30 protein-coding genes and 2 tRNA genes are annotated in these 21,151 nt (G+C 63.9%); 15 read left to right on the top strand and 17 right to left on the bottom strand.

All coding sequences use genetic code 11. The annotated features are described in order from the left end of the window. Positions 1 to 92: 92 nt before the first annotated feature. Positions 93 to 608: a GNAT family N-acetyltransferase gene (locus JYG32_RS05990; RefSeq protein ID WP_213264981.1), complete on the bottom strand. Its 516-nt coding sequence runs from the start codon at positions 606 to 608 to the stop codon at positions 93 to 95. 566 nt (positions 609 to 1,174) lie between these two features. Between JYG32_RS05990 and JYG32_RS05995 the strand changes: the two genes are divergently transcribed. Together JYG32_RS05995 and JYG32_RS06000 are read left to right on the top strand one after the other, a co-directional pair. Further along, positions 1,175 to 1,693: a papain-like cysteine protease family protein gene (locus JYG32_RS05995; protein ID WP_174381687.1), complete on the top strand. Its 519-nt coding sequence runs from the start codon at positions 1,175 to 1,177 to the stop codon at positions 1,691 to 1,693. 355 nt (positions 1,694 to 2,048) lie between these two features. Then, on the top strand, positions 2,049 to 3,155 hold the full coding sequence (locus JYG32_RS06000; RefSeq protein WP_174381688.1) for an acyltransferase family protein: 1,107 nt from the start codon (positions 2,049 to 2,051) through the stop codon (positions 3,153 to 3,155). Positions 3,156 to 3,212: 57 nt separating this feature from the next. Here the strand turns inward: JYG32_RS06000 and JYG32_RS06005 are convergent, their stop codons facing one another. Next, complete coding sequence (locus JYG32_RS06005; protein WP_249744598.1) at positions 3,213 to 3,560, bottom strand: putative metallopeptidase; 348 nt, start codon at positions 3,558 to 3,560, stop codon at positions 3,213 to 3,215. Positions 3,561 to 3,726: 166 nt separating this feature from the next. Here JYG32_RS06005 and JYG32_RS06010 point away from each other — a divergent pair, with 166 nt between their 5' ends. After that, on the top strand, positions 3,727 to 3,987 hold the full coding sequence (locus tag JYG32_RS06010; RefSeq protein WP_213264982.1) for a winged-helix domain-containing protein: 261 nt from the start codon (positions 3,727 to 3,729) through the stop codon (positions 3,985 to 3,987). 120 nt (positions 3,988 to 4,107) lie between these two features. Next, complete coding sequence (locus tag JYG32_RS06015) at positions 4,108 to 4,413, top strand: hypothetical protein (RefSeq protein WP_213264983.1); 306 nt, start codon at positions 4,108 to 4,110, stop codon at positions 4,411 to 4,413. 282 nt (positions 4,414 to 4,695) lie between these two features. Here the strand turns inward: JYG32_RS06015 and JYG32_RS06020 are convergent, their stop codons facing one another. From JYG32_RS06020 to JYG32_RS06025, 3 genes are all read right to left on the bottom strand, one after another. Beyond that, positions 4,696 to 4,941: a hypothetical protein gene (locus JYG32_RS06020; RefSeq protein WP_213264984.1), complete on the bottom strand. Its 246-nt coding sequence runs from the start codon at positions 4,939 to 4,941 to the stop codon at positions 4,696 to 4,698. Further along, positions 4,938 to 5,069, bottom strand: a complete 132-nt coding sequence (locus JYG32_RS39445; RefSeq protein ID WP_283842730.1) for a hypothetical protein — start codon at positions 5,067 to 5,069, stop codon at positions 4,938 to 4,940. The genes JYG32_RS06020 and JYG32_RS39445 overlap by 4 nt, the downstream gene beginning before the upstream one ends. Positions 5,070 to 5,156: 87 nt before the next feature. After that, positions 5,157 to 5,375, bottom strand: a complete 219-nt coding sequence (locus tag JYG32_RS06025) for a hypothetical protein (RefSeq protein WP_213264985.1) — start codon at positions 5,373 to 5,375, stop codon at positions 5,157 to 5,159. An 88-nt stretch (positions 5,376 to 5,463) separates the two neighbouring features. Here JYG32_RS06025 and JYG32_RS06030 point away from each other — a divergent pair, with 88 nt between their 5' ends. Genes JYG32_RS06030 through JYG32_RS38855 form a run of 5 tightly spaced genes read left to right on the top strand, consistent with a single transcriptional unit; the run spans position 5,464 to position 8,647 of the window. After that, positions 5,464 to 6,015 carry a hypothetical protein gene (locus JYG32_RS06030; protein ID WP_213264986.1) on the top strand — a complete coding sequence of 184 codons (552 nt, stop codon included), beginning with the start codon at positions 5,464 to 5,466 and terminating at the stop codon, positions 6,013 to 6,015. Then, entirely contained in the window at positions 6,012 to 6,248 is a 237-nt protein-coding gene (locus tag JYG32_RS06035; protein ID WP_213264987.1) for a hypothetical protein, read from the top strand. The genes JYG32_RS06030 and JYG32_RS06035 overlap by 4 nt, the downstream gene beginning before the upstream one ends. Beyond that, positions 6,245 to 7,339 (top strand): phage Gp37/Gp68 family protein, encoded by a 1,095-nt coding sequence (locus tag JYG32_RS06040; protein WP_213264988.1) that lies wholly within the window; start codon positions 6,245 to 6,247, stop codon positions 7,337 to 7,339. The genes JYG32_RS06035 and JYG32_RS06040 overlap by 4 nt, the downstream gene beginning before the upstream one ends. Before the next feature lie 10 nt (positions 7,340 to 7,349). Continuing rightward, positions 7,350 to 7,529, top strand: coding sequence for a DUF4224 domain-containing protein (locus JYG32_RS06045; protein WP_213264989.1), 180 nt, complete (start codon positions 7,350 to 7,352; stop codon positions 7,527 to 7,529). Beyond that, positions 7,526 to 8,647: a hypothetical protein gene (locus tag JYG32_RS38855; RefSeq protein ID WP_249744599.1), complete on the top strand. Its 1,122-nt coding sequence runs from the start codon at positions 7,526 to 7,528 to the stop codon at positions 8,645 to 8,647. Before JYG32_RS06045 ends, JYG32_RS38855 begins: the two co-directional genes overlap by 4 nt. Before the next feature lie 11 nt (positions 8,648 to 8,658). Here the strand turns inward: JYG32_RS38855 and JYG32_RS06055 are convergent, their stop codons facing one another. The 9 genes from JYG32_RS06055 to ssuD form a co-directional block, all read right to left on the bottom strand. Then, the gene (locus tag JYG32_RS06055) at positions 8,659 to 9,159 is read right to left on the bottom strand and encodes a hypothetical protein (protein ID WP_213264990.1); all 501 of its coding nucleotides are present in this window, start codon (positions 9,157 to 9,159) and stop codon (positions 8,659 to 8,661) included. 136 nt (positions 9,160 to 9,295) lie between these two features. Further along, positions 9,296 to 9,371: transfer RNA gene (locus JYG32_RS06060), tRNA-His, on the bottom strand. Positions 9,372 to 9,427: 56 nt separating this feature from the next. Further along, complete coding sequence (gene dusA, locus JYG32_RS06065; RefSeq protein WP_249744621.1) at positions 9,428 to 10,414, bottom strand: tRNA dihydrouridine(20/20a) synthase DusA; 987 nt, start codon at positions 10,412 to 10,414, stop codon at positions 9,428 to 9,430. 130 nt (positions 10,415 to 10,544) lie between these two features. Beyond that, a complete protein-coding gene (locus JYG32_RS06070) occupies positions 10,545 to 10,793 on the bottom strand; it encodes a hypothetical protein (protein WP_174381691.1) in 249 nt (82 codons plus the stop codon). 55 nt (positions 10,794 to 10,848) lie between these two features. Further along, positions 10,849 to 11,046 (bottom strand): hypothetical protein, encoded by a 198-nt coding sequence (locus JYG32_RS06075; protein WP_114176916.1) that lies wholly within the window; start codon positions 11,044 to 11,046, stop codon positions 10,849 to 10,851. Between the two features lie 143 nt (positions 11,047 to 11,189). Beyond that, the gene (locus JYG32_RS06080; protein WP_006400187.1) at positions 11,190 to 11,405 is read right to left on the bottom strand and encodes a TOBE domain-containing protein; all 216 of its coding nucleotides are present in this window, start codon (positions 11,403 to 11,405) and stop codon (positions 11,190 to 11,192) included. Between the two features lie 57 nt (positions 11,406 to 11,462). Next, a complete protein-coding gene (locus JYG32_RS06085) occupies positions 11,463 to 12,422 on the bottom strand; it encodes an ATP-binding cassette domain-containing protein (protein WP_213264991.1) in 960 nt (319 codons plus the stop codon). Next, entirely contained in the window at positions 12,419 to 13,231 is an 813-nt protein-coding gene (ssuC, locus tag JYG32_RS06090) for an aliphatic sulfonate ABC transporter permease SsuC (protein ID WP_213264992.1), read from the bottom strand. The genes JYG32_RS06085 and ssuC overlap by 4 nt, the downstream gene beginning before the upstream one ends. A 17-nt stretch (positions 13,232 to 13,248) precedes the next feature. Next, entirely contained in the window at positions 13,249 to 14,406 is a 1,158-nt protein-coding gene (gene ssuD, locus JYG32_RS06095) for an FMNH2-dependent alkanesulfonate monooxygenase (protein WP_174381694.1), read from the bottom strand. Positions 14,407 to 14,747: 341 nt separating this feature from the next. On the opposite strand from ssuD, the gene JYG32_RS06100 reads away from it, so the two are divergent. Beyond that, positions 14,748 to 15,176, top strand: coding sequence for a hypothetical protein (locus tag JYG32_RS06100; RefSeq protein WP_213264993.1), 429 nt, complete (start codon positions 14,748 to 14,750; stop codon positions 15,174 to 15,176). 121 nt (positions 15,177 to 15,297) lie between these two features. On the opposite strand, the gene JYG32_RS06105 is transcribed toward JYG32_RS06100, so the two are convergent. Genes JYG32_RS06105 through JYG32_RS06115 form a run of 3 tightly spaced genes read right to left on the bottom strand, consistent with a single transcriptional unit; the run spans position 15,298 to position 17,323 of the window. Then, positions 15,298 to 16,452 (bottom strand): enoyl-CoA hydratase/isomerase family protein, encoded by a 1,155-nt coding sequence (locus tag JYG32_RS06105; RefSeq protein ID WP_213264994.1) that lies wholly within the window; start codon positions 16,450 to 16,452, stop codon positions 15,298 to 15,300. Between the two features lie 31 nt (positions 16,453 to 16,483). Continuing rightward, a complete protein-coding gene (locus tag JYG32_RS06110) occupies positions 16,484 to 16,822 on the bottom strand; it encodes a DMT family transporter (protein WP_174381697.1) in 339 nt (112 codons plus the stop codon). 3 nt (positions 16,823 to 16,825) lie between these two features. Then, positions 16,826 to 17,323 carry a heme-degrading domain-containing protein gene (locus JYG32_RS06115; RefSeq protein WP_174381698.1) on the bottom strand — a complete coding sequence of 166 codons (498 nt, stop codon included), beginning with the start codon at positions 17,321 to 17,323 and terminating at the stop codon, positions 16,826 to 16,828. A 197-nt stretch (positions 17,324 to 17,520) separates the two neighbouring features. Between JYG32_RS06115 and JYG32_RS06120 the strand changes: the two genes are divergently transcribed. From JYG32_RS06120 to JYG32_RS06140, 5 genes are all read left to right on the top strand, one after another. Then, positions 17,521 to 17,597, top strand: a tRNA-Met gene (locus JYG32_RS06120). A 180-nt stretch (positions 17,598 to 17,777) separates the two neighbouring features. Continuing rightward, positions 17,778 to 18,323 (top strand): NUDIX hydrolase, encoded by a 546-nt coding sequence (locus JYG32_RS06125; RefSeq protein ID WP_021161562.1) that lies wholly within the window; start codon positions 17,778 to 17,780, stop codon positions 18,321 to 18,323. A gap of 10 nt (positions 18,324 to 18,333) precedes the next feature. Continuing rightward, positions 18,334 to 19,098 carry a leucyl/phenylalanyl-tRNA--protein transferase gene (gene aat / locus JYG32_RS06130; protein ID WP_174381699.1) on the top strand — a complete coding sequence of 255 codons (765 nt, stop codon included), beginning with the start codon at positions 18,334 to 18,336 and terminating at the stop codon, positions 19,096 to 19,098. Between the two features lie 33 nt (positions 19,099 to 19,131). Further along, the gene (locus JYG32_RS06135; protein ID WP_174381700.1) at positions 19,132 to 19,962 is read left to right on the top strand and encodes an arginyltransferase; all 831 of its coding nucleotides are present in this window, start codon (positions 19,132 to 19,134) and stop codon (positions 19,960 to 19,962) included. A gap of 98 nt (positions 19,963 to 20,060) precedes the next feature. After that, on the top strand, positions 20,061 to 21,098 hold the full coding sequence (locus JYG32_RS06140) for a quinone-dependent dihydroorotate dehydrogenase (protein ID WP_213264995.1): 1,038 nt from the start codon (positions 20,061 to 20,063) through the stop codon (positions 21,096 to 21,098). The last annotated feature ends 53 nt before the right edge of the window (positions 21,099 to 21,151 follow it).

Here is a 21,151-nt window from a genome sequence, read left to right on the forward strand (position 1 = left end):
CGGAGCAAATTCGGCTTTCGCCCGGCGTGACATCGTAGCAGCCGGGAGTGGCGGCCTGGCGCGCGACCGTTCGTCCGGATATCGGCAAGCCTTCAGGCCTGTATCGCGTAGATCCGATCGGTGACCTCCGTCTGGCCGATCCGGCTCGTTTCGATACCGGCCAATTGCCAGCCGTTGTGCTCATAGAAGCCGATCGCGCGGACGTTGCCTTCCAGCACCTGCAGGTGGACCTTGTCCACGCCGATCGTCCGGGCCCACGCGCGAACGGCTTCGATCATGCGTTTGCCCGTGCCGCTGCCGTGATGCGAAGGGTGGACGTGCAGGCAGTCGAGCAGCACGCCGAGCGCCGGGTCGACTGGGCGTTCGGCACTGACGAAGCCGACGGGCTCGCCATCCGACTCGGCGATCAGCACGAGGCCCCACTCGTCTTCATTGCGATCGAGATATTTCCGCCACCGGAGCGCGTGCTCCGTCGGCACCTCGTCGGACAGATAGGCCGCCGGAAGGATATGGCTGTATGCGGTTTGCCAACTCAGGGTGTGCAGGCGAGCGATGACGGGCGCGTCGTGCGTTGTCGCGACGCGAAGCGTGGTCCGGGTTTCCGGCATGGGTTGGTGACTCCTTCTGCTTGCTCTCTTGATCGGAATGTCTCGTCGCAAAATATACCGTTCTTTGCGGCATGCATTCCGTGGCGGCTCATCGTCGGGACATCTGCATGCAGGCAAAAAAAAATCCCGACGCCTTCAGTGATCGTCGGGATCGAACGGCCCTGCAAATCATGAGGGCACGAGGAAGACGATACATTACACCAATGTAAGATTGTTGCGCTTTGTCGGTTCACGCCAAGTCCCTGCTCTATTCCGCCAAATTTCAGGTTTCCGTCGCCGTAAACGAAAAAAGCCTGCTCACGCGGAACGCGAGCAGGCAAGAAAACGGATCAGCATTCGAGGCACGAGGGCTGTCCTGGGAAGATAACGGCACGGCGCGTGCAAACCTTAGCCGGGAAGGAAGCGACGAACGGATCGGCCCTGAAACGGGCTGCTGCACGTAACGTCGCTATCTGAAAGGCGCCCGGGTCGCCGAATACCCGGCGTCGCACTCCAGGTCACCGCCATTGCTTCCCGTTGCAAGTCTTCCTATTCTTCAGCGGATAGCGTCACTCCGGAGACTGCAAATGAACCGACCGAACTACCGGATATTGGATGTGCCGCTCGTCGGTCAACGAAAAAATTCCGACGGTACGTGGTTGATGCTGGAGAAGGGAAACGAAGGTCTGCAACCACATGGAGATAGGGCATGCTGGTATGCGGCCGTGTGCATGGTTTCCTATTACCGTCGTCCCGGACCACGTCGTGGCCTACCCAAGATTTGGCTAAAGGATCAGGGGCTCCCGTTAACGTCGATCAGCGAGCTCGCGAAAGTCGAAGGTCTCGTACCGCTCAAGCGGCCCGACGAAGTCACTGCGGAATGGTTGGAAGACGTTCTGAAAAAGCACGGCCCCATCTGGGCAGGCGGTGCTTTCCGCGGCACAGCGCATGCCATCGTTGTCACGGGAGTGCAGGATACAACCGTCTTTTACAACGACCCATGGGAACCCCGAGCAAAAGTCACACCCATAAAACTGTTTGATCGTCAGCTTGGACGTTATAAAGGCTGCCTGCTCGTGAAGGGTTCACTGGACGAATACTATTGAATTTCGATTCGTTCCGATCGACGAATGACCGTACAACGCTATCGGTGGCGATCGCTTTGCGCTGTCAGCAAAGCCCCCGCTCAGGTCGACATATCGCACTACCTGGATCCTGAAGCGGATACACGGCTACCCAGCAGTTGATGTCGTGGTTCCTCAGCCACAACCAAAAATTGCAGCCCATCTCCAATACCGCCTTCGCAGCGCTCGTCGCAAGATCGTTCTTCATCGATTCCCTGTAAGCGAACAAGCCGCCTGAGAGCGGCGGCTGCTTGTTCGGAACGAGCCGTGGCGACCGCCGAGGCGGCGATCCGTTCTCAGATACAATCGCGCAAATTCAACATCAGGCCATGGCACGATGAGCGGAAACGAACGGCTGCACGAACTAGATAGCCTCAGAGCATTGGCAGCGATCGGCGTGATCGCCTGGCACTACACGAACCACTTTCATGCGTCTCCGTTTCCCGGTCTGATGGCCCCGTTCTACGGTCATGGGATGCTGCTCGTCGACTTCTTCTTCGTGCTTTCCGGGTTCGTGCTCGCCCGCACCTACTGGAATGAAAAGCGTTCGCCGAACTTCTCGTCGAATCTTCGCGATCGAGTCGCACGCCTGTATCCGCTTCACTTCGTCATGCTGTGTCTCGTCGCGATCATGCAATGGGTGCTGGTGCAGCATCTCGACTCATCCCCGTTTGTCTACGCCTTCAACGACAAGCGAGAATTTGCCCTCAACCTCCTGCTGCTAAACAGAACCGGGCTCGAGCGCGGCTTCTCGTTCAACGCGCCATCGTGGTCAATCTCTGCTGAATTCGTCGTAAACTTCGCCTTCCTTGCCGTCATTTCGACCAGGAGAAAGGTATCTTCAGTTCTGGTGGGAATTGGATTCGTGGTCGCGCTAGCAGCCATGTTTCGTAACGGCCTGATCAGCAGCGCGACCTTCTTCGGCATCGACAATGATATTTTCCGAGCGACGTTCGGCTTCTGTATCGGCGTCGCACTGTTCCGCATCAACGACGTGTTCGACAAGGTCTCGGTTCCAAGACCTGCCTACGACCTCCTTGCAGTTGCATCGACTGCGTGCTTCCTGTACTACTGCGCCGGTTCCAGATTTTCGAGCGCCATGGACCTCGCGATTACTCTGGTTTGCTTTCCCACATTGATTGTCGGGGCGATGCGAGGGGCTGTCGTCAACAAGGTGCTCAAACTTCCTCCGCTTGTGTTCCTCGGCACCATTTCATATTCGATCTACTTGGTGCACTTTCCGATGCAACTCGCCGCACACATAACCGGGATCGCGTCCGGACACGAGTTGCCATATAACAGCCGCAGCTTCTTCGTTGCCTTTTTCATCGCGACCATCGCACTCTCGTGGCTGACATACCGCACCATCGAACTCCCCGGCAAAAATCTGATGAGGAAGCTTTTGGGCCACCGAAACCAGACTACGGCAGCCCATCAAGGCTAGGGTGATGGTCGGGGCCGGAAGGCAATACGCCGCGCCCCGAGCCACGCTCAAAGCGCTCTACGAAACCGATTTCGATTGGCAGGAGGGTTTGCCAGGTACCGACGAGCGCCGGAAGGCACAGATTGCGCTCGACGAGAACGCCGGCACACGGCCGAACCATTCGCAGAGCTGCTGCTCGTGCCGTGCGCGCTGCCAGCCGCCGGCGCGGATCATCACCTCTTCGCGCTGTCCGACGACGCGGCGCATCTGGCGCACGTTCTCGACGGCCGCCCAGAGGTAGGCGACGTCGGCGTCGATCAGGTGCGCATGGTCCTCATTGTGCAGCGGCGCTCCGTCCCGCAGGAACGTCTCGGTTACCCAGTCGGCAACACCATCGGCCGGCACGATACGGCTGATCCAGTTCAAGTCGCCGAACAGCACCTCAGGGGGTGATGGGCGCGTAACGGCCTCACACACTAGCGCTTTCGCTTTTGTCATAATGACTGCCGGCGCTCTCGGCCCCCCGACCTGATTCCAGCGGACGGCAGAGCGCTAAATCGCGCTACGACCAAAAAAATCACGGGAAGATCAAATGAAGCGAAATCCAGCCTTGCTCTTGGGCATCCTCATCGCACTGGAGGACAGCCCACAAGAAGAACTTTCAAGTATTGACCTGAAGGACACATTGAACGAAACGACTCAGTCGAATTACTCGGTGTCTGAAGTTCGATATCATGCTCACCTTCTCGGCGATCGCGGTCTCGTCGAGTCTGGCAATCGCGGCCATCGCCTCACGGACTCAGGTCACGACCATCTTGAAGCAGCCCGTCAAAAAGGCCGAGAGAACCTGTAAGACCGTATTCGACCAGCCAAACATTCAATCGGTTCTTTCAACGAGCCGGCTCATCGGTTTCGCGCCGCATCGTAGAATTACTCACCGGGACAATCCGGCACACTACGGGGATTAATAACTATGGCAAAAGTCAGCTTGGCACTCACTTCCGAAGTTGAAATCGGAAAAGTCGATCAAATTCTGACCGTAAAAAGTACCAATGGCCGCAAGATCGGCGCCCTGAAATTTAGCAAGGGGTCCGTCGAATGGTGGCCGAAGGGCAACAGCGTCAACGCTCACAAATACACTTGGGAACAACTGGCTGCGGTACTCGAGGATTCCAAGCCGACGGTGCGAGTTGCAGCAAAGAAGGCAGTGAAACCTGTAGCGAAAAAAACAAAGCCCACGGTCAAGCGCGTTCCCCGTACCAAACCTAACGCGAAATAACACCGCACGAAAAAGCCCGCTGGCTATCGCACAGCGGGCTTGAAATGCATGGTGCCAGCAGGGCGGCGGAAACCCGTCTGCACCTTTCGGCGCGCTGGCTGATCACCTCGCTACGTCTTCCCCGCCGGCGCAGCTAAGGCCGAGGCGAGTATAGCGCGGACACGCCACAACGAAAAAGCCCACTGGCTTGTCGGCTCAGCGGGCTTTGGTCGCAACTCTGCAATCTGGCGAAAATCTACACCCTATCCGCCACATTTGCAAGGGGAATTTTGGCTGTACCCCTTACGCCTCGGCGGTCTCAGGAAAAGTTACGTTGTTCCGCTCGAAGAGCGGCGTCAATCGCTGCACGGCCTGTTGTTCGAGGCCAATGAGGCGCTTCCGGATTATCTGCGCGTTCCGCTCCAGCGTCCGGACCGTGATGTGCGTTTCCTCGGAGATTGCTCGATACGACAGCCCGTCCTGGCGCTGCCTCGCCTGCGAGTGGCCAGCGATCAGCGCCATGATCGCGTCGCTGTTCGTCACGGTCAACGATTCACGCCGAGCACGCCGTTGTGCATCTCCGGCACGATGAGGTAATCGCGCAGATGGCCGTTCTCGATCGCGAGCTTGTTCAAGCTGCGCCAATCGCTGCCCGCTTCGACGAACGCGAGGCGCACCCACGTTTTCCACTGCAGCGACGGTACGCCGGGCCGTGATTCCGATTGTGGCGAATCAGCCGCGCCGACGAGCCAGCCAATCATCGGTTAATGGCCGACCTCCGGCTTTTCAAGTAGCTCGAACAGCTGCTCAATCGTTGCATTCGGCATGCACTCGTTAAGCGCGCCGAACACGATTTTGTCGTACAGCACCTGTCCCTCTTGGGAATCCACCGCGACCCCGTTTGCGGCCGCCAGGGCCTCGACGAGTTTGGTCGCAGCGTCAAGTACTTCGTGGGCTTCTGCCTTGGTGATTGTCGTCTTCATCCCTGAGTTATCGACGGTCACGTCTCAAACTTGAGTCCGCTCGGCCATAGCGGCTCGACCATCTGTAAAAATCCGGAGGAATCGAAGCATGTCGACGTCGACACGGAACCCGTGGACGACTGGCGAGAAGCGCCTGCTCGCCCGCCTCTATCCGTCCAACATCCCGTCCAAGGCCCTCTACGCTGCGTTTCCGCGACGCACACGCAAGTCGGTTCAGACGTACGCCCGAACCGTGCTCAAAGTCACGCGCCCACCTCGACGCCGCGGCCAGTTCGCGACGCCTGCGTGGGATCGCATGCGCGCCATGCTCGAGAACGAATCGCTATCGGTTCGCGAGCTGGTGCAGCGTTGTGGCGTCACACAGCAACGGGTCAGCGAGCTGCTGACACTTCACCGCACCGAGGTGCATATCGTCGACTGGATTCCGCCCGTCGGTCGCGCTCAGTGGCGATCAGTTTGGGCCTACGGAAACAAGCCCGATGTGCCCTGCCCGGGTTCGATCAAGTCGGATGCAGCCCGCAGCGCCATGAAGCGCAATCCGTTCCTTGCCGCAGCGGGTCTTGTGACGATCCCTGTCGGCGAGCGCGGCCGCGTCATTCAGCATTCCATGGATGTCGACGAAGAGGAGCTCGCAGCATGAGCACGCGAACCCTCATCGAGATCAACCACGACTTCCTGCAGCGGCTGCTCGACGACCCCGCGGGACTTGCCGTCACGTTGCGGTCTGTCTGCTGCGACCACCAGGCCGAGCTGAACGACGACAACGAGCGCGGCCGCGCGCTCGACCTCGGCGGTGGTATCCGCATCATCTACCGCCGTCACCACAGCGAGGACGCGCGCTTCGTCACCAAATACGTGGACATCGACCTATGAGCGAGAACAGCAAAATTGAATGGTGTGATTCCACGTGGAATCCGTGGGAAGGCTGCCAGAAGGTCGGCCCTGGCTGCAATCACTGCTACGCCGAGGCGCGCAATGCGCGCTTCGGCGGCGGCACGGCTGTGAACTGGGGACCCGGCGCGGCGCGCCGCCGCACCTCGGCCACGAACTGGCGCAAGCCACTCGCATGGAACGCGCAACCGTTCGTCGAGTGCGTTGCGTGCCACTGGCGTGGCGCACGACGCGATTTCGTACGACGCGGCCCGAACGATCTGCTGTGGGAAATGTGCCCCATGTGCAACAGCGTCGATTTCATACCAGCACGCATGCGCGTGTTCTGCGCGTCGCTCGCCGACGTGTTCGACAAAGCTGTCGATCCGGCGTGGCGCGTTGACCTGTTCAGGTTGATCGCCAAGACGCCGAACCTCGACTGGCTGCTCCTGACGAAGCGGATCGGCAACGCGCACGCGATGCTCAACGAAGTCGTCGACCAGCTGTCGTGCGGGCTCAACACGTGGGACGAGCTGCCTTGGCCGGGCGTCTGGCTCGGCGCGACGATCGTCGATCAGGTCGAGGCCGATCGCGACATTGAAAAGCTTCTCATGACGCCCGCGCGCCGCCGATTCCTGTCCATGGAGCCGCTGCTCGGTCCGGTCGATCTTCGCTCGTGGTTCGATCCGACTGGCGTCTGCTGCATGCAGGAAATGCAGTCCTGCGAAAACTGCCCTGCCGATGCGCCATGGATTCATGGTCCGACCACTGACTATGCCGAGGACGGTTCGGGATATAGCTCGCCCGAAATCGACTGGGTGATCGTCGGCGGCGAAAGCGGCCCCGGCGCGCGGCCGATGCATCCCGACTGGGCCCGTGCGCTGCGCGACCAGTGCGCGACCGCCGGCGTGCCGTTCCTGTTCAAGCAATGGGGCGAGTGGCTGCCGGTCGAGCCGAACGGGACCGCCATCAGAGGGTGCGGGGTGACGCCTGTTCGCGAACCTGCCTTTCGCTTCGCGGCGAACCACCACTTCACCAAAGTCGGCAAGCGCTCCGCCGGCCGCCACCTCGACGGTCGGCTGCAAGCCGTGTAGTCACGCCTGCATGAAGCGCTGGCTCGAGCGCAATCACTGGCCGTTCGCGGTCAACATCGCCGGCGTGCCGCTCGTCGCGCGGGAGTACTACGACGCGCGCATGAATGGCACCGCACCGCCATCAGCGCACACGCGCCGGCCCCGCGCCGCCGCACAGGAAGAACCCAATTTCGCCGCACTCAAAACATGATCGGACGACGCAAACGGCCGGATGGATTGCCCTTCCGGCTGTACGCCCATTACGGGAAACATAAGGTCAGCTTCGGCTACAAGCTGCCGAACGGACGCTGGGCGTTTCGCCTGTCGGCGCCGGCACACAACAAGGAAGCCCTTGCCGAGATCCGCAAGCAGGCGATCGAGCGCGCGGAGGCGCTCAACGGGAACGCGATCGAACCTGGCACGGTAGAAGCGCTCGTCGCACGGTACTTCGAATGGCAGGACGGGCTGCCGCACACCGACGAGCGCCGCAAGGCCCAGTCCACCCTAGACGAGAACCGCGTCGAGTCGAAGCGGCTGGTCAAGGTCTTCGGGAAGATGTCACCGGCGGCTATCAAGCCGAAGCATGTGTACGGCTACCTCGACAAGCGCGCGCAGCTCGGCGCGCCAGCGAAAGCGAACAAGGAAATCGCCCTCCTGTCCGCGATCCTCGAATACGGCCGGCGCCGCGGCGAGCTCGAAACAAACCCGTGCCGCGGCATCGAGTACAACCCGACGCGGCCGCGCCAGCGCTATGTGCGCCAGGATGAGATCGATCTCGCCGTGGAAGTCGCACGGTCACGCCGAAGCGTCGGCGATCAGCACCCCAGTTCTGCGTACCTGATCCTCGCGCTATGCGTGAAGGCTGCCTATCTGACCGTGAGCCGGCCGACCGAGATGCGCGAGCTGCACCGCCAGAGCATCCGCCTCGAAGGCGTCGAGGTACCGATCGGCAAGCGCAAGGCCGGCGAGCAGCAGCGCACGAAGCTCGTGCTGTGGTCGCCCGAACTGAAGGCGGTGATCGACGAAGCGCTCGCGCTGCAACGGACGTCAGGTGTTCACGTGTTCGGCAACACGGCCGGCCAAGTGTACACGCGTAGCGGATGGAACACGAACTGGTCGCGCCTGATGGGCTACTGCGAGAAGGAAGCGAAGGCGCGCGGCGTTCAGTTCGAACGTTTCGCGCTACGCGACATGCGTCCGGCGGCCGTCACCGATCGACAGGAGGAAGGTGATGATCGAATTATCGATGCGACCGGACATGCCGATGAACGCATCGTCCGGAAGACATACGACCGGCGACGGGAAAGGAAGGTATGGGCAACGCGATAGGTGCCTCAATGCTACGGTAGCAAGTGCCCTTCGGCTGCCTTCAAGTGGCGCGCCATACTCTGGGCTGCAGAATATGACGCGGTCGACATAAACGCGACAATACAAGACGAAATCGCGTAGAACCCGTAGACAAACGCAGGAAACATGCCGTATCCGAGTGAAGCGCCAGCTCCCCTCGTTATAAGTTGATGCGGATCAACTATAGAAATGGTTCCCAGGAGGCCCAAGAGGAATGTAGCCACGACGGCGCCAAATATCGCCGTATGTCGATACCTCACTTCTTCCCGAAAATAGGCGGCACGCGCCTCCGAACTCTGCTGCAACGCTGCAACCGTGCGAGCAAATTTATCCTTGGATTTTTCCGACCGATCAGCCCACTTCTTTCCGAAGTACAGGAAGAGCCGGTCTAGGCCGCGTGTTGCGTACGCAGCGACGATGCTCAAGAGAATCCCTACGGTAACCACCGAGAGCCACCAATACGGCGAATGCAGGTTCTGCAGAAAATCGTCCATCGCTTCCTCGAAAAATGAGCGCAAAAAAGCCCGCTCATCGGCGGGCTTTCAGACTTTCATCTTCCAAGTTTTGGAATCTCATCTTCCAAAACTTGTAACACGTCAGCTTCTTTGCGCTGTAGGTGTTTGAATTTTTTGGGGTGGCTGATGGGACTCGAACCCACGACGACAGGAATCACAATCCTGGACTCTACCAACTGAGCTACAGCCACCACTGATACTGCTTTCTGCTCTTCGCCGTCTTTGTTTCAGCAGCGAAGAAGCAAGATTATACGAAGTCTTTTGAATCTTGCAAAGCCTTTTTTTCAAAAATTTCTTCGGCTTCGTTCAGATGCGCACGCGCCTCGTCGAACACGGCCAGATCGCCGCGCGCGAGCTTCTTGTTGTCGGACAGCACGCGACGCCAGCCGCGTGCGCCGGGCATGCCGCGATACAGCCCGAGCGCATGCCGCACGATCGCGCCGAGGTAGGTCCCGCGCTTCAGCTCAGCCGCGCAGTATTCGATCAGTTGCGCTTCCGCTTCTTCGCGTGTCGGCACCGCGCCCGTCGATCCGTAGAAGCGCGCATCGACCTCCGCGAGCACGTACGGGTTGTGATACGCCTCGCGGCCCAGCATCACGCCATCGACATGCTCGAGATGCTGCGCGACCTCGTCGAGCGTCTTGATGCCGCCGTTGATGACGATCTCCAGCGACGGAAAATCGCGCTTCAACTGATACGCATAGTCGTACTTGAGCGGCGGAATCTCGCGATTCTCCTTCGGCGACAGTCCCTTCAGGATCGCGTTGCGCGCATGCACGACGAACGTTTCGCAGCCGGCCTCGGCCACCGTGCCGACAAAGTCGCGCACGAACGTGTAGTCCTCGACCGCGTCGACACCGATCCGGTGCTTGACCGTGACCGGCACCGACACCGCATCGCGCATCGCCTTCACGCAGTCGGCGACGAGCTGCGGCTCGTTCATCAGGCACGCGCCGAACGCGCCGCGCTGCACACGCTCGGACGGACATCCGCAATTCAGGTTGATTTCGTCGTAGCCCCACTGCTCGCCGAGCTTCGCGGCGCGCGCGAGATCGTCGCGTTCGCTGCCGCCGAGCTGCAGCGCGACCGGCGATTCGTTCGGCGTGAACGCGAGATGCCGCTGGGCATCGCCGAACAGCAGCGCCCCCGTCGTGATCATCTCCGTATACAGCCACGTATCGCGCGTCAGCGTGCGGTGGAACGACCGGCAATGGCGGTCGGTCCAGTCGAGCATGGGCGCGACGGATACGCGGCGGGGAGGAAGCGAGGACGGTACGGACATGGAATTCGGGCAACAGGCCAGGCGGCGCGGAAACAACCGAGCATTTTACCGCAACATGGGCCGTACCTGCCCGGCGCCGGCGCTAGTCGCCCTCACCCAGTTCCGCATCGACCGCCCGCCGCGCCGCGTCGAGCACCCGCTCGATCACGCGCCGTTCGGTCAGCAGCAGCCCGTCGACCTTGACGAGCCGCCAGTCGATCCGCACGGCGTCGCCCTGCAGCACGCGGTAGTGCGCATGCTCGCCGTCCCAGACCTGCTCGGTCTTCACCTCGATCTCGAAGCCGCGGTACGGCTCGCTGAAATCGCCGAGGTCGCTGCCTCTCGGTTCCATCGCACGCTCCGTGGCGACGCGGCGCCTGGCCGCCCGTGCAGCCGGCGCCGTGCGCTCAATCGTATTCGTTGGACAAAAAGGATTTGCCATCGGCAGTCAGGTCGACCCGGTCGGCCGCCGCCTGATAGATCAGCCCCTCGTTCAGCAACGCATAGACGACGTCGTCGAACGCAGCGGGAACCGGCCGGCTTTCGCCGAACTGGTCGATCCACTTCAGCGCCTCGATGGCTTCGGGGGAAAGGATGGGGGTCATGCGTTGCCCTCCGGCATCGGTGTCGTTCCATCCTAACACTTCGTCCGGACGCCGAATACCGAGGCAAACGCGCTGCGGGAGCACCGGACGACGCCGGCGGGCACGCTGCCCGCCGGCGCCGCACCGGCGCAGGAAACGCGCGTTCAGAGACGCGCGATCGATACCTCGGTCGACTTCACCAGCGCGACGACTTCCGCGCCGACTTTCAGTTCGAGTTCGTCGACCGAGCGGGTCGTGATCACCGACGTGACGATGCCGAACGGCGTCTCGACGTCGACCTCGGACACCACCGGCCCGCGAATGATCTCCTTCACCTTGCCTTTGAACTGGTTACGCACGTTGATTGCAGTGATGCTCATCGGGTTGATCGCTCCGAAGAAAAAAGTCTCAGAACGGGCGGCCGGGGCCGCCCGGATTTAAACGGCCCAGCGGATCTGCCCGACCGGTCGAACGTTGTCTGCTTCATGCAGCTCGCCCGGTTCGGCCGCGCCAGGCCCGCCGGCGAGCACGCGCTTCAGCACGCGATCTTCCAGCGCCGCAAACGCCGCCGATGCGCGGGCGCGCGGCCGGTCGAGGGGGACGGGCTGGTCGAGCGCCACGCGCCCCTGCTCGATGAGCAGGACGCGGTCGCCGAGCGCGACAGCCTCTTGCACGTCGTGCGTGACAAGCAGCGCGGTGAACCGATGCTCGCGCCACAGGCGCTCGATCAGCGCATGCATTTCGATGCGGGTCAGCGCGTCGAGCGCACCGAGCGGCTCGTCGAGCAACAACAATTGCGGCCGGTGCACGAGCGCGCGCGCCAATGACACACGCTGCCGCTGGCCGCCCGACAGTTGCGCGGGCCAGTCGTTCGCCCGCTCCAGCAGGCCGACCTCGTCGAGCACCGCGCGTGCGTCGTCGCGCGCACCGCGCCCGAGGCCGAGCATCACGTTCTGCAGCACGGTTTTCCAAGGCAGCAGGCGCGCATCCTGGAACATGATCCGCGTATCGAGCGCGCCGCCGCCCTCGCCGCGCGTCACGAGCGCGCCGCTGCTCGGCTGCTCGAGTCCCGCGACGAGACGCAGCAGTGTCGATTTCCCGCAGCCGCTGCGGCCGACGATCGCGACGAAGCTGCCGCGCGCGATGCCGAGCTCGACGTTGTCGAGCACGGTGCGCGCGCCATAACGCTTGCTGACGCCCGACAGCGTCACCGCATCGTCGGGTGCCGGGCTTCCCGCCCGCCGCCGCGCGAGTGGAACGACCGATGCGCTGCCGTCGCGATCGAGGATCGCCGCGTCTCGCGCATTGCCGTCCGTGACACGCGCCTGCGCAAGCTCGGCCTCGAGGTCTGCGCCGGCGAGCAGGCCGTAAGCGGCCGCCGAAGTCGTCGCATTCATGCTTTTGCTCCTGATTGGTAAGCGGGGTGCCAGCGCAGCGTCACGCGCTCGAGCCATTTCGCCAGCACGTCGGCCAGCTTGCCGAGCACCGCGTACAGCAGGATGCCGACCACCACCACGTCGGTTTGCAGGAATTCGCGCGCGTTCATCGTCATGTAGCCGATGCCCGACTGCGCGGAGATCGTTTCCGCGACGATCAGCATCACCCACATCAGCCCGAGCGCGAAACGCACGCCGACGAGGATCGACGGCAACGCACCGGGGAGGATCACGTCGCGGTACAGCGCAAAGCCGCGCACGCCGTAACTCTTCGCCATCTCGATCAGGTTCGTGTCGACCGAGCGGATCCCGTGATACGTGTTGATGTAGACCGGGAAGAACACGCCGAGCGCAACCAGGAACAGCTTCGCCTTCTCGTCGATGCCGAACCACAGGATCACGAGCGGAATCATCGCGAGCGCCGGGATGTTGCGGATCATCTGGATCGTCGAATCGAGTGCGACCTCGGCGGCCTTCGACAGGCCGGTTGCAAGCCCCAGCGCGAGGCCGACGCCGCCGCCGATCGCAAAGCCGAACAGCGCGCGCCACGTGCTCACCTTCACGTTCGCCCACATTTCGCCCGACGTCACGAGCGACCACGCCGCGCGCACGACCGCAACCGGCTCGGGCAGCACGCGGGTCGACAGCCAGCCGGTGCGCGCACCGACTTCCCACGCAAGCAGCAGCGCGAGCGGCACGAGCCACGGTGCGACGCCGCGCCATGCACGGGCGGCCACGACAGCCCCCGTCGTCGACGTTTTCGTTGTCATCGCAGGCCTCCCTTCGCTCAGCTCTGGCTCGCCTTCGGCAGATAGTTGTTGCCGACGATCTCGCCGAACGGCCCCGACAGCGGGCCGGCCGGCCGCTCCGCGCCCTTGCCCTTGATCAGCGGGAACACGAGTTCGGCAAAGCGATACGATTCTTCGAGGTGCGGGTAGCCGGACAGGATGAACGTCTCGATGCCGAGATCCGCGTATTCGCGCATGCGTTCGGCGACCTGCTCGGGATTGCCGACGAGCGCCGTGCCCGCGCCGCCGCGCACGAGACCGACACCGGCCCACAGGTTCGGATACACCTCGAGCGCCTCGCGGCCGCCGCGCTTGCCGCCGTGCAGCGCGGCCATCCGGCGCTGGCCTTCCGAATCCATGTTCGCGAACGCCTTCTGCGCACGCGCGATCGTGTCGTCGTCGAGACGGCTGATCAGTCGTTCGGCGTCACGCCATGCTTCGTCCTCGGTCTCGCGCACGATCACGTGCAGGCGAATCCCGAACTTGATCTTGCGGCCGCGCGCCTCCGCGCGGGCCCGTATGTCGGCGATCTTCTTCGCGACGGCCTCGGGCGGCTCGCCCCAGGTCAGGTAGGTATCGATGTGATCGGCTGCGATCGCGTGCGCGGCCGGCGACGAACCGCCGAACCACAGCGGCGGATGCGGACGCTGCACCGGCGGATAAAGCGCCTTGCCGCCCTTCGACTGCAGATGCTTGCCGATGTAGTCGAAGCCGCCGTTGTCATGCGATGCGGACAGCAGCCCGCGCCAGATGTTCAGGAAGTCGTCGGTGATCTCGTAGCGCGTGTCGTGATCGGCAAAGAGGCCGTCGCCTTCGAGTTCGGCCGCATCGCCGCCCGTCACGACGTTGATCAGCAGGCGGCCGCCCGACAGGCGGTCGAACGTCGCGGCCATCCGCGCCGACAGTCCGGGCGACGCGATGCCGGGACGGATCGCGACCAGGAACTTCAGGCGCTGCGTCGCCGGAATGAGGCTCGACGCAACGACCCACGCATCCTCGCAGGAACGACCGGTCGGCAGCAGCACGCCGTCGTACCCGAGCGTGTCGGCCGCGACGGCGACCTGCTTGAAATAGTCGTAATCCGCGGCGCGCGCGCCTTCGGCCGTGCCGAGGTAGCGGCTGTCGCCATGCGTGGGGATAAACCAGAACACATTCATCTGCTGCTCCTGCTTGACTGTTCTTGCCGAAATTTGGAAAAAACGTCGCCCTGCTCGCGTCGCGGATGCGCGGCGCATGCATGGTGTGCGTTCGAATCGGGATGGTTCGCCGGTCAAGCCGTGCAGCGGGCGAATACGCGATTGCACGGCTGTTTCTGGGAAATCAGTCTAGGGATCGGTGCAGGGCTTTGGAACGATTATTTTGAGCTTAGGTTTTCCGCTTTCGTGATTAGCACGACGCTGGAGCGAATATCGCGGCGGCCGGGCCCTATAATGACGCACCTATCCGAATAACTCCGCGCGAACGGCCCCGGCCGTGCGCGCCTGCGGTGCACTCATCGATGCAGAAAGTCATCCTGCCGTTCCTGTCCGGCTTCCTTGCCGCCCTGTTCTTCCGCGAGGCCACGCTCGCACTCCTTCACACAGCGGACCTGATCGCCTCGGCCGGCTTCTCCACGCAGCCGTTCGCGCCGCTCGGCATTCCTGAATTTGTCGCGAACGCGCTGATCAGCGCGTGCTGCGCGATCCCGATGGCGTGGCTGTTGCGCGTATCGCCGGAACGCGAGGCGTCGTGGATCGGCGCACTCATGTTCGGCGGCATCGTGCTGACGGCCGCGCGCGTATTCGCGATCGATCCGCTGCGCGGCATCTGGCCGTCGGGCAACATGATGCCGGTGCTCGCGGCCGGCTTCGCGGCGAACGCGGTATGGGGCTTCGGCGCACTCGTGTTCATGCGTGCGTTCATGTCGGACGACGCGGGCGACGAGTAACGCCGCCACGGGCTCTGCGCGCTTCGCCGCAAACCGATCGACATCCATAAACGAAAAGGCCGCCTGCGCATGCAGGCGGCCTTTTCGTTTCCATCTCGCGCCTGGGTCAGCCCGACGGACGTCAGTCCTTCAGGTTCCGCAGCGGATGCGTATCGGGCGTCCACGGACTGTCGAACATCGCGAGCACGTCGGCGCGACCGACGTCGGCGGCCGACCTGAAGCGCCAGACCGGCTGCTGATCCTTGTCGACGATCAGCGCACGCACGCCTTCGATCACGTCGCCGCGCGCGAACGTCGAGCGCGTGAGATCGAGATCGCGTCGCAGGCAATCGGCCATCGTCGCACCGCGTGCGCGTTCGACGACTTCGAGCGACACGGCCATCGACAGCGGCGACAGTTGGCCGCGCATTGCGTGGGTCGCCTTCTCGACCCAGCCGTCGACGGCCGCGCAATCCGGCTCGGCCTCGAGCGATGCGAGGATCGCGTTGATGTCGGGCTGCGCGAAATGGCGATCGATCCCGGCGCGCGCATCGGCCAGCACCGACGTGTCCGGAGTCGGCACGACCTTGTGCGCGGCAGCCGCGTCGGTCACGCAGGCGACGGCCTGCGCACCGCTGTCGATGCGCGTGCTGCGCAGCGTGTCGAGCAGCGCCGGCAGCGCGGCATCGGGCAAATAGACGTCGGCGAGCTGTGCATACAACGCACCGGCCGCATCGAGCGGCGCCCCCGTCACGGCGAGATAGCGGCCGATCGCGCCGGGCGTGCGCGCGAGAAACCAGCTCATCCCGACGTCCGGGAACAGGCCGATGCGCGTTTCGGGCATCGCCATCTTCGTCGAGTCGGTCACGACGCGCAGGCCGCCCGTATGCCGCGCCGCCTGCGAAATACCCATGCCGCCGCCCATCACGACGCCGTGCATCAGCGCGATATAAGGCTTCGGAAACGTGAAGATCGCATGGTTCAGCGTGTATTCGTCGATGAAGAACGTGTCGACCGCATCGCGGTCGCCGCGCTGCCACGCGTCGTGGAAGAAGCGCACGTCGCCGCCCGCGCAGAAGGCGCGCGGATGCGGACTGTGCACGACGACCGCGGCGACCTCCGGATCGTCGCGCCACGCGTCGAGCGCCTGCTGCATCAGCCGGATCATGCCGACCGACAGCGCGTTCAGCGCCTTCGGCCGGTTCAGTTCGAGAAAGCCGATGCGGTTCGCGACATAGGCACGCACGTCGGGCTGGGCGGAATCGGCGGAAACGGCAGCGGAAGTGGAATCGGTCATGAGGGCCATCCGGCAAATGGCAGTCGCACGTTCAGTGCGCCTGCATCTTCGAGAACAGGTTCAGCACCACGACGCCCGCGATGATCAGCCCGAGGCCGATCACCGCCGGCAGGTCCGGCACCTGACGATAGAGCAGCATCGCGACGAGCGTGATCAGCACGATGCCGGCGCCCGACCAGACTGCATAGATGATGCCGACGGGCATCGTGCGCAGCGTCAGCGACAGGCAGTAGAACGCGATGCCGTAACCGGCGACGACGAGCGCCGACGGCCAGAAGCGCGTGAAGCCGTCCGCCGCGCGCAGCGCGGACGTGCCGATCACTTCCGCGACGATCGCGATCGCGAGCCACGCGTATCCGGGAAGCTGCATCGCTCAGCTCCTCGCGAGGGCCAGCACGGCGTAGTCCTGGCCGAGCTCGGCACACAGCGCTTCGACGACGAATTCGTGGTCCGCGCGCTGCGGCAGCCCCGACGCGGTGATCGATCCGATCACGCCCGCACCGGCGACGGTCAGCGGAAACGAACCGCCATGCGGTGAATATTCGGCGAGCGGCAACCCGTGCTTGTCCGCCAGCGTGGCGCCGGCCTGCTGCATGCGCAGGCCGATCGCATACGAGCTGCGCCGGAAATGCGCGACGACGTTGCGCTTGCGGCGCACCCAGTCGGCGTTGTCGGGTGTCGCGCCGGCGAGCGCCGCGTAGAACAGCGGCTGGCCAAACGTGACGATGTCGAGCGCGACCGCGTGGCCGCGCGACGTCGCGAGCGCATGCATCCGGTTGCCGAGCGCCCACGCGCGGGCCGGGTCGAAATGGGGAAACACGAGCGCCTGTTCCTGCGCGCCGATCGATTGAAGATCGTGAGCGATGTCCATGAATCCGTCGATGCAGTTGGGTGAGTCGCAACGGCGCCGATGCGATCGCGCACGGCCCCGCTGCCGAAGTGACGAAACAAACCGCTCGATTCTAGCGCACGCGCCCAGCGCACCGCCCCCACCGGACGCGACACGCGATTGTCAGAAAGTGCTTGCACGCGTTCGGGGAACTCCTTATAATTCATTTCTTCGACGGACGCGGGGTGGAGCAGTCTGGCAGCTCGTCGGGCTCATAACCCGAAGGTCGTAGGTTCAAATCCTACCCCCGCAACCAACGTCCAGATTCATACAGGAAGCCCGGCCCCGTGCCGGGCTTTTTGTTTTTCCGCACCCGATCCCCGTCCCCTCTTCGCGCACGCGTGGCCCTCCGCTTCGCGCGGCACGCCGCCCGCAGGCGTTCGAGAATGCCGCGCCCCGGTGATACACTCGCATCACCTCGTCCCTTCCACTCGACATGAAATTCTGCTCCGTCTGCGGTCACGAAGTCATCGCGCGCATTCCTCCGGGCGACAACCGCGAGCGCTTCGTCTGCGATCACTGCGGCACGATCCATTACCAGAATCCGCGCAACGTCGTCGGCACGGTCCCGGTCTGGGGCGATCAGATCCTGCTGTGCCGCCGCGCGATCGAACCGCGCTACGGGTTCTGGACGCTGCCCGCGGGCTTCATGGAAATGGGCGAGACGACGGCCGAAGCCGCTGCACGCGAAACGCTCGAGGAAGCCGGCGCACGCGTCGAGGTGCAGAACCTGTTCACGCTGCTCAACGTGCCGCACGTGCACCAGGTCCACCTGTTCTATCTCGCGCGGCTCACCGATCCGGGTTTCGAAGCCGGCGAGGAAAGCCTCGAAGTGAAGCTGTTCGACGAAGCCGACATCCCGTGGGACGAAATCGCGTTCCCGACCGTCAGCCAGACCCTGCGATTCTTCTTCGCCGATCGCGCCGCAGGCGACTACGGCGTGCACACCGGCGATATCTTCCGCTCGCTGCGCAACGGCTGAGCCCGCCCCCATGGTCCCCTGGCTCGGCCCGGACGATTCGTTTCCGCCCATCGAACGCGCGCTCGGTCCCGCGACCGGCGCGCCCGGGCTGCTCGCCGCGAGCGCCGACCTGCTGCCTTCGCGCCTCATCGACGCGTACCTGCGCGGCATCTTCCCGTGGTACTCGGACGGCCAGCCGGTGCTGTGGTGGAGCCCCGACCCGCGCATGATCCTCGTGCCGGCCGAATTCAAGGTGTCGCCGTCGCTGCGCAAGACGCTGAAGCGAGTGCTGCGCGACCCCGCATGGGAAGTGCGCGTCGATCACGACTTTCCGGGCGTGATGCGTGCCTGCGCGCAGGCGCCGCGCCGCGGGCAGCGCGGCACGTGGATCACGGCCGAGATCATCGACGCGTATACGTCGCTCTATCGCTCCGGCAACGCGCACAGCATCGAGACGTGGCACGACGGGCGCCGTGTCGGCGGCCTGTACGGCGTGTCGTTCGGGCGGATGTTTTTCGGCGAGTCGATGTATGCGGATGCCACCGACGCATCGAAAATCGCACTGGCCGCGCTCGTCGCCCACCTTCGCGACCAGGGGCTGGAGATGATAGACTGCCAGCAGAATACGTCGCATCTAGCGTCGCTCGGCGGCCGCGAGATCGCACGCAAGGCCTTTGTCGCTCACGTGCGCAGCGCGGTAGCCGAACCGCCGATTCCGTGGCAGTTCGACAAGCGCGTGCTCGCCGCGCTGACGGGCGCCGCCGAAACGGCGGCGCCCTCCGGGATCGAGCGCTAGCGCGGCACTCCCTCCCTGCATCGAGAGCTGCCCATGACTCACCCGACTGAGCTGCCGCTTTCACCGCTTTCGGCGCTGCAATTCTATGCAACGGCGCCCTATCCGTGCAGCTATCTGGACGGCCGCATCGCGCGCTCGCAAGTCGCGACGCCGAGCCACCTGATCAACTCCGACATCTACACCGAACTCGTGAAGGCCGGCTTCCGCCGCTCGGGCGTCTTCACGTATCGCCCGTACTGCGACGGCTGCCGCGCCTGCGTGCCGGTGCGCGTGCCCGTCGACGCGTTCGAGCCGTCGCGCACGCAGCGCAGGATGTGGAAGCGGCACCGCGCGCTCGTCGCGACGGTCTCGCCGCTGCACTACGACGAAGAGCACTACGCGCTCTACATGCGCTACCAGTCCGCGCGCCACGCAGGCGGCGGCATGGATCGCGACAGCCGCGACCAGTACGAGCAGTTCCTGCTGCAGAGCCGGATCAACTCGCGCCTCGTCGAATTCCGCGACCTCGACGCGCCGGGCGGCGAGCCCGGCAAGCTGCGCATGGTCAGCATGATCGATATCCTCGGCGACGGGCTGTCGTCGGTCTACACGTTCTTCGAGCCCGACGATCGGCACACGAGCTACGGCACCTACAACATCCTGTGGCAGATCGAGCAGGCGAAGAGCCTGGGCCTGCCCTACGTGTATCTCGGCTACTGGATCCGCGAGAGCCCGAAGATGGCGTACAAGGCGAACTTCCATCCGCTCGAAGGGCTGATCGACGGCCGCTGGAAGATACTCGATCCGGATCGGGTCGACCTGCCGCCCGTCGACGCGGCGCTGGCCCGCGCGCCGCTGCCGGGCGGGCATTCCGGCTCGGGCTGACGCGCGCCGCGGGGGCGACGAAGCGAAGCGCGCCCCAGCCGCGCAACTCCCGGTAAAATAGCCGGTTGTCATTCATTCCGGCTGTCCGCCCAATTCCCGTGTTCAGTTCCCTTTATCCGCTGGCCCGCGCATCCCTGTTCAAGATGGATGCGGAAGACGCTCACCACCTCACGCTGCGCGCGCTCGGCGCGGCCGGCCGCACCGGCCTCGCCTGCGCGCTGTCGGCCCGCGTACCCGACGCGCCGCGCACCGTGATGGGGCTCACGTTCCGCAACCCGGTCGGCCTCGCAGCCGGCCTCGACAAGGACGGCGCGGCCATCGACGGCCTCGCGGCGCTCGGTTTCGGCTTCATCGAAGTCGGCACGGTCACGCCGCGCGCACAGCCCGGCAACCCGCGCCCGCGGATGTTCCGCCTGCCGCAGGCCGAAGCGCTGATCAACCGGATGGGCTTCAACAACCACGGCGTCGACCAGTTCGTGAAGAACGTCCAGGCCGCCCGCTATCGCGGCATCCTGGGCCTGAACATCGGCAAGAACGCCGATACGCCGATCGAGCGCGCCGCCGAGGACTACCTGTACTGCCTCGAGCGCGTGTACCCGTTCGCGAGCTACGTGACGATCAACATCTCGTCGCCGAACACGAAGAACCTGCGCCAGCTGCAGGGCGCGGGCGAGCTCGACGCACTGCTCGCCGCGCTGAAGGACAAGCAGCAGCGCCTCGCCGACCTGCACGGCAAGCTCGTGCCGCTCGCCCTGAAAATCGCGCCCGATCTCAACGACGAACAGGTCAAGGAAATCGGCGACACGCTGCTGCGCCACAAGATCGAAGCGGTGATCGCCACCAACACCACGCTGTCGCGCGCGGCCGTCCAGGGCCTGCCGCATGCGGACGAGGCCGGCGGCCTGTCGGGCCGGCCGGTGTTCGACGCGTCGAACGAAGTGATCCGCAAGCTGCATGCCGAAGTCGGCAGCGAAGTGCCGATCATCGGCGTCGGCGGCATTTTCTCGGGCGAGGACGCCCGGGCGAAGCTCGCGGCCGGCGCGGCGCTCGTCCAGCTCTATACGGGCTTCATCTACCGCGGCCCCGCGCTCGTCGCCGAATGCGTGAAGGCCATCGCCCGCGAGCGCACCGCGTAATATAGGCATAAACAAACGATATTTAGCTGTCGATTGCATTTTTGCTATCATCA

It is taken from the genome of Burkholderia pyrrocinia, from assembly GCF_018417535.1.
Classification (GTDB): domain Bacteria; phylum Pseudomonadota; class Gammaproteobacteria; order Burkholderiales; family Burkholderiaceae; genus Burkholderia; species Burkholderia pyrrocinia_E.

Excerpts from the sequence above, each read along its gene's own strand:
- JYG32_RS05990 (WP_213264981.1), bottom strand. The coding sequence starts at position 608 with ATGCCGGAAACCCGGACCACGCTTCGCGTCGCGACAACGCACGACGCG.
- JYG32_RS05995 (WP_174381687.1), top strand. The coding sequence starts at position 1,175 with ATGAACCGACCGAACTACCGGATATTGGATGTGCCGCTCGTCGGTCAA.
- JYG32_RS06000 (WP_174381688.1), top strand. The coding sequence starts at position 2,049 with ATGAGCGGAAACGAACGGCTGCACGAACTAGATAGCCTCAGAGCATTG.
- JYG32_RS06010 (WP_213264982.1), top strand. The coding sequence starts at position 3,727 with ATGAAGCGAAATCCAGCCTTGCTCTTGGGCATCCTCATCGCACTGGAG.
- JYG32_RS06015 (WP_213264983.1), top strand. The coding sequence starts at position 4,108 with ATGGCAAAAGTCAGCTTGGCACTCACTTCCGAAGTTGAAATCGGAAAA.
- JYG32_RS06025 (WP_213264985.1), bottom strand. The coding sequence starts at position 5,375 with ATGAAGACGACAATCACCAAGGCAGAAGCCCACGAAGTACTTGACGCT.
- JYG32_RS06030 (WP_213264986.1), top strand. The coding sequence starts at position 5,464 with ATGTCGACGTCGACACGGAACCCGTGGACGACTGGCGAGAAGCGCCTG.
- JYG32_RS06035 (WP_213264987.1), top strand. The coding sequence starts at position 6,012 with ATGAGCACGCGAACCCTCATCGAGATCAACCACGACTTCCTGCAGCGG.
- JYG32_RS06040 (WP_213264988.1), top strand. The coding sequence starts at position 6,245 with ATGAGCGAGAACAGCAAAATTGAATGGTGTGATTCCACGTGGAATCCG.
- JYG32_RS06045 (WP_213264989.1), top strand. The coding sequence starts at position 7,350 with ATGAAGCGCTGGCTCGAGCGCAATCACTGGCCGTTCGCGGTCAACATC.
- JYG32_RS38855 (WP_249744599.1), top strand. The coding sequence starts at position 7,526 with ATGATCGGACGACGCAAACGGCCGGATGGATTGCCCTTCCGGCTGTAC.
- JYG32_RS06055 (WP_213264990.1), bottom strand. The coding sequence starts at position 9,159 with ATGGACGATTTTCTGCAGAACCTGCATTCGCCGTATTGGTGGCTCTCG.
- dusA (WP_249744621.1), bottom strand. The coding sequence starts at position 10,414 with ATGCTCGACTGGACCGACCGCCATTGCCGGTCGTTCCACCGCACGCTG.
- JYG32_RS06070 (WP_174381691.1), bottom strand. The coding sequence starts at position 10,793 with ATGGAACCGAGAGGCAGCGACCTCGGCGATTTCAGCGAGCCGTACCGC.
- JYG32_RS06075 (WP_114176916.1), bottom strand. The coding sequence starts at position 11,046 with ATGACCCCCATCCTTTCCCCCGAAGCCATCGAGGCGCTGAAGTGGATC.
- JYG32_RS06080 (WP_006400187.1), bottom strand. The coding sequence starts at position 11,405 with ATGAGCATCACTGCAATCAACGTGCGTAACCAGTTCAAAGGCAAGGTG.
- JYG32_RS06085 (WP_213264991.1), bottom strand. The coding sequence starts at position 12,422 with ATGAATGCGACGACTTCGGCGGCCGCTTACGGCCTGCTCGCCGGCGCA.
- ssuC (WP_213264992.1), bottom strand. The coding sequence starts at position 13,231 with ATGACAACGAAAACGTCGACGACGGGGGCTGTCGTGGCCGCCCGTGCA.
- ssuD (WP_174381694.1), bottom strand. The coding sequence starts at position 14,406 with ATGAATGTGTTCTGGTTTATCCCCACGCATGGCGACAGCCGCTACCTC.
- JYG32_RS06100 (WP_213264993.1), top strand. The coding sequence starts at position 14,748 with ATGCAGAAAGTCATCCTGCCGTTCCTGTCCGGCTTCCTTGCCGCCCTG.
- JYG32_RS06105 (WP_213264994.1), bottom strand. The coding sequence starts at position 16,452 with ATGACCGATTCCACTTCCGCTGCCGTTTCCGCCGATTCCGCCCAGCCC.
- JYG32_RS06110 (WP_174381697.1), bottom strand. The coding sequence starts at position 16,822 with ATGCAGCTTCCCGGATACGCGTGGCTCGCGATCGCGATCGTCGCGGAA.
- JYG32_RS06115 (WP_174381698.1), bottom strand. The coding sequence starts at position 17,323 with ATGGACATCGCTCACGATCTTCAATCGATCGGCGCGCAGGAACAGGCG.
- JYG32_RS06125 (WP_021161562.1), top strand. The coding sequence starts at position 17,778 with ATGAAATTCTGCTCCGTCTGCGGTCACGAAGTCATCGCGCGCATTCCT.
- aat (WP_174381699.1), top strand. The coding sequence starts at position 18,334 with ATGGTCCCCTGGCTCGGCCCGGACGATTCGTTTCCGCCCATCGAACGC.
- JYG32_RS06135 (WP_174381700.1), top strand. The coding sequence starts at position 19,132 with ATGACTCACCCGACTGAGCTGCCGCTTTCACCGCTTTCGGCGCTGCAA.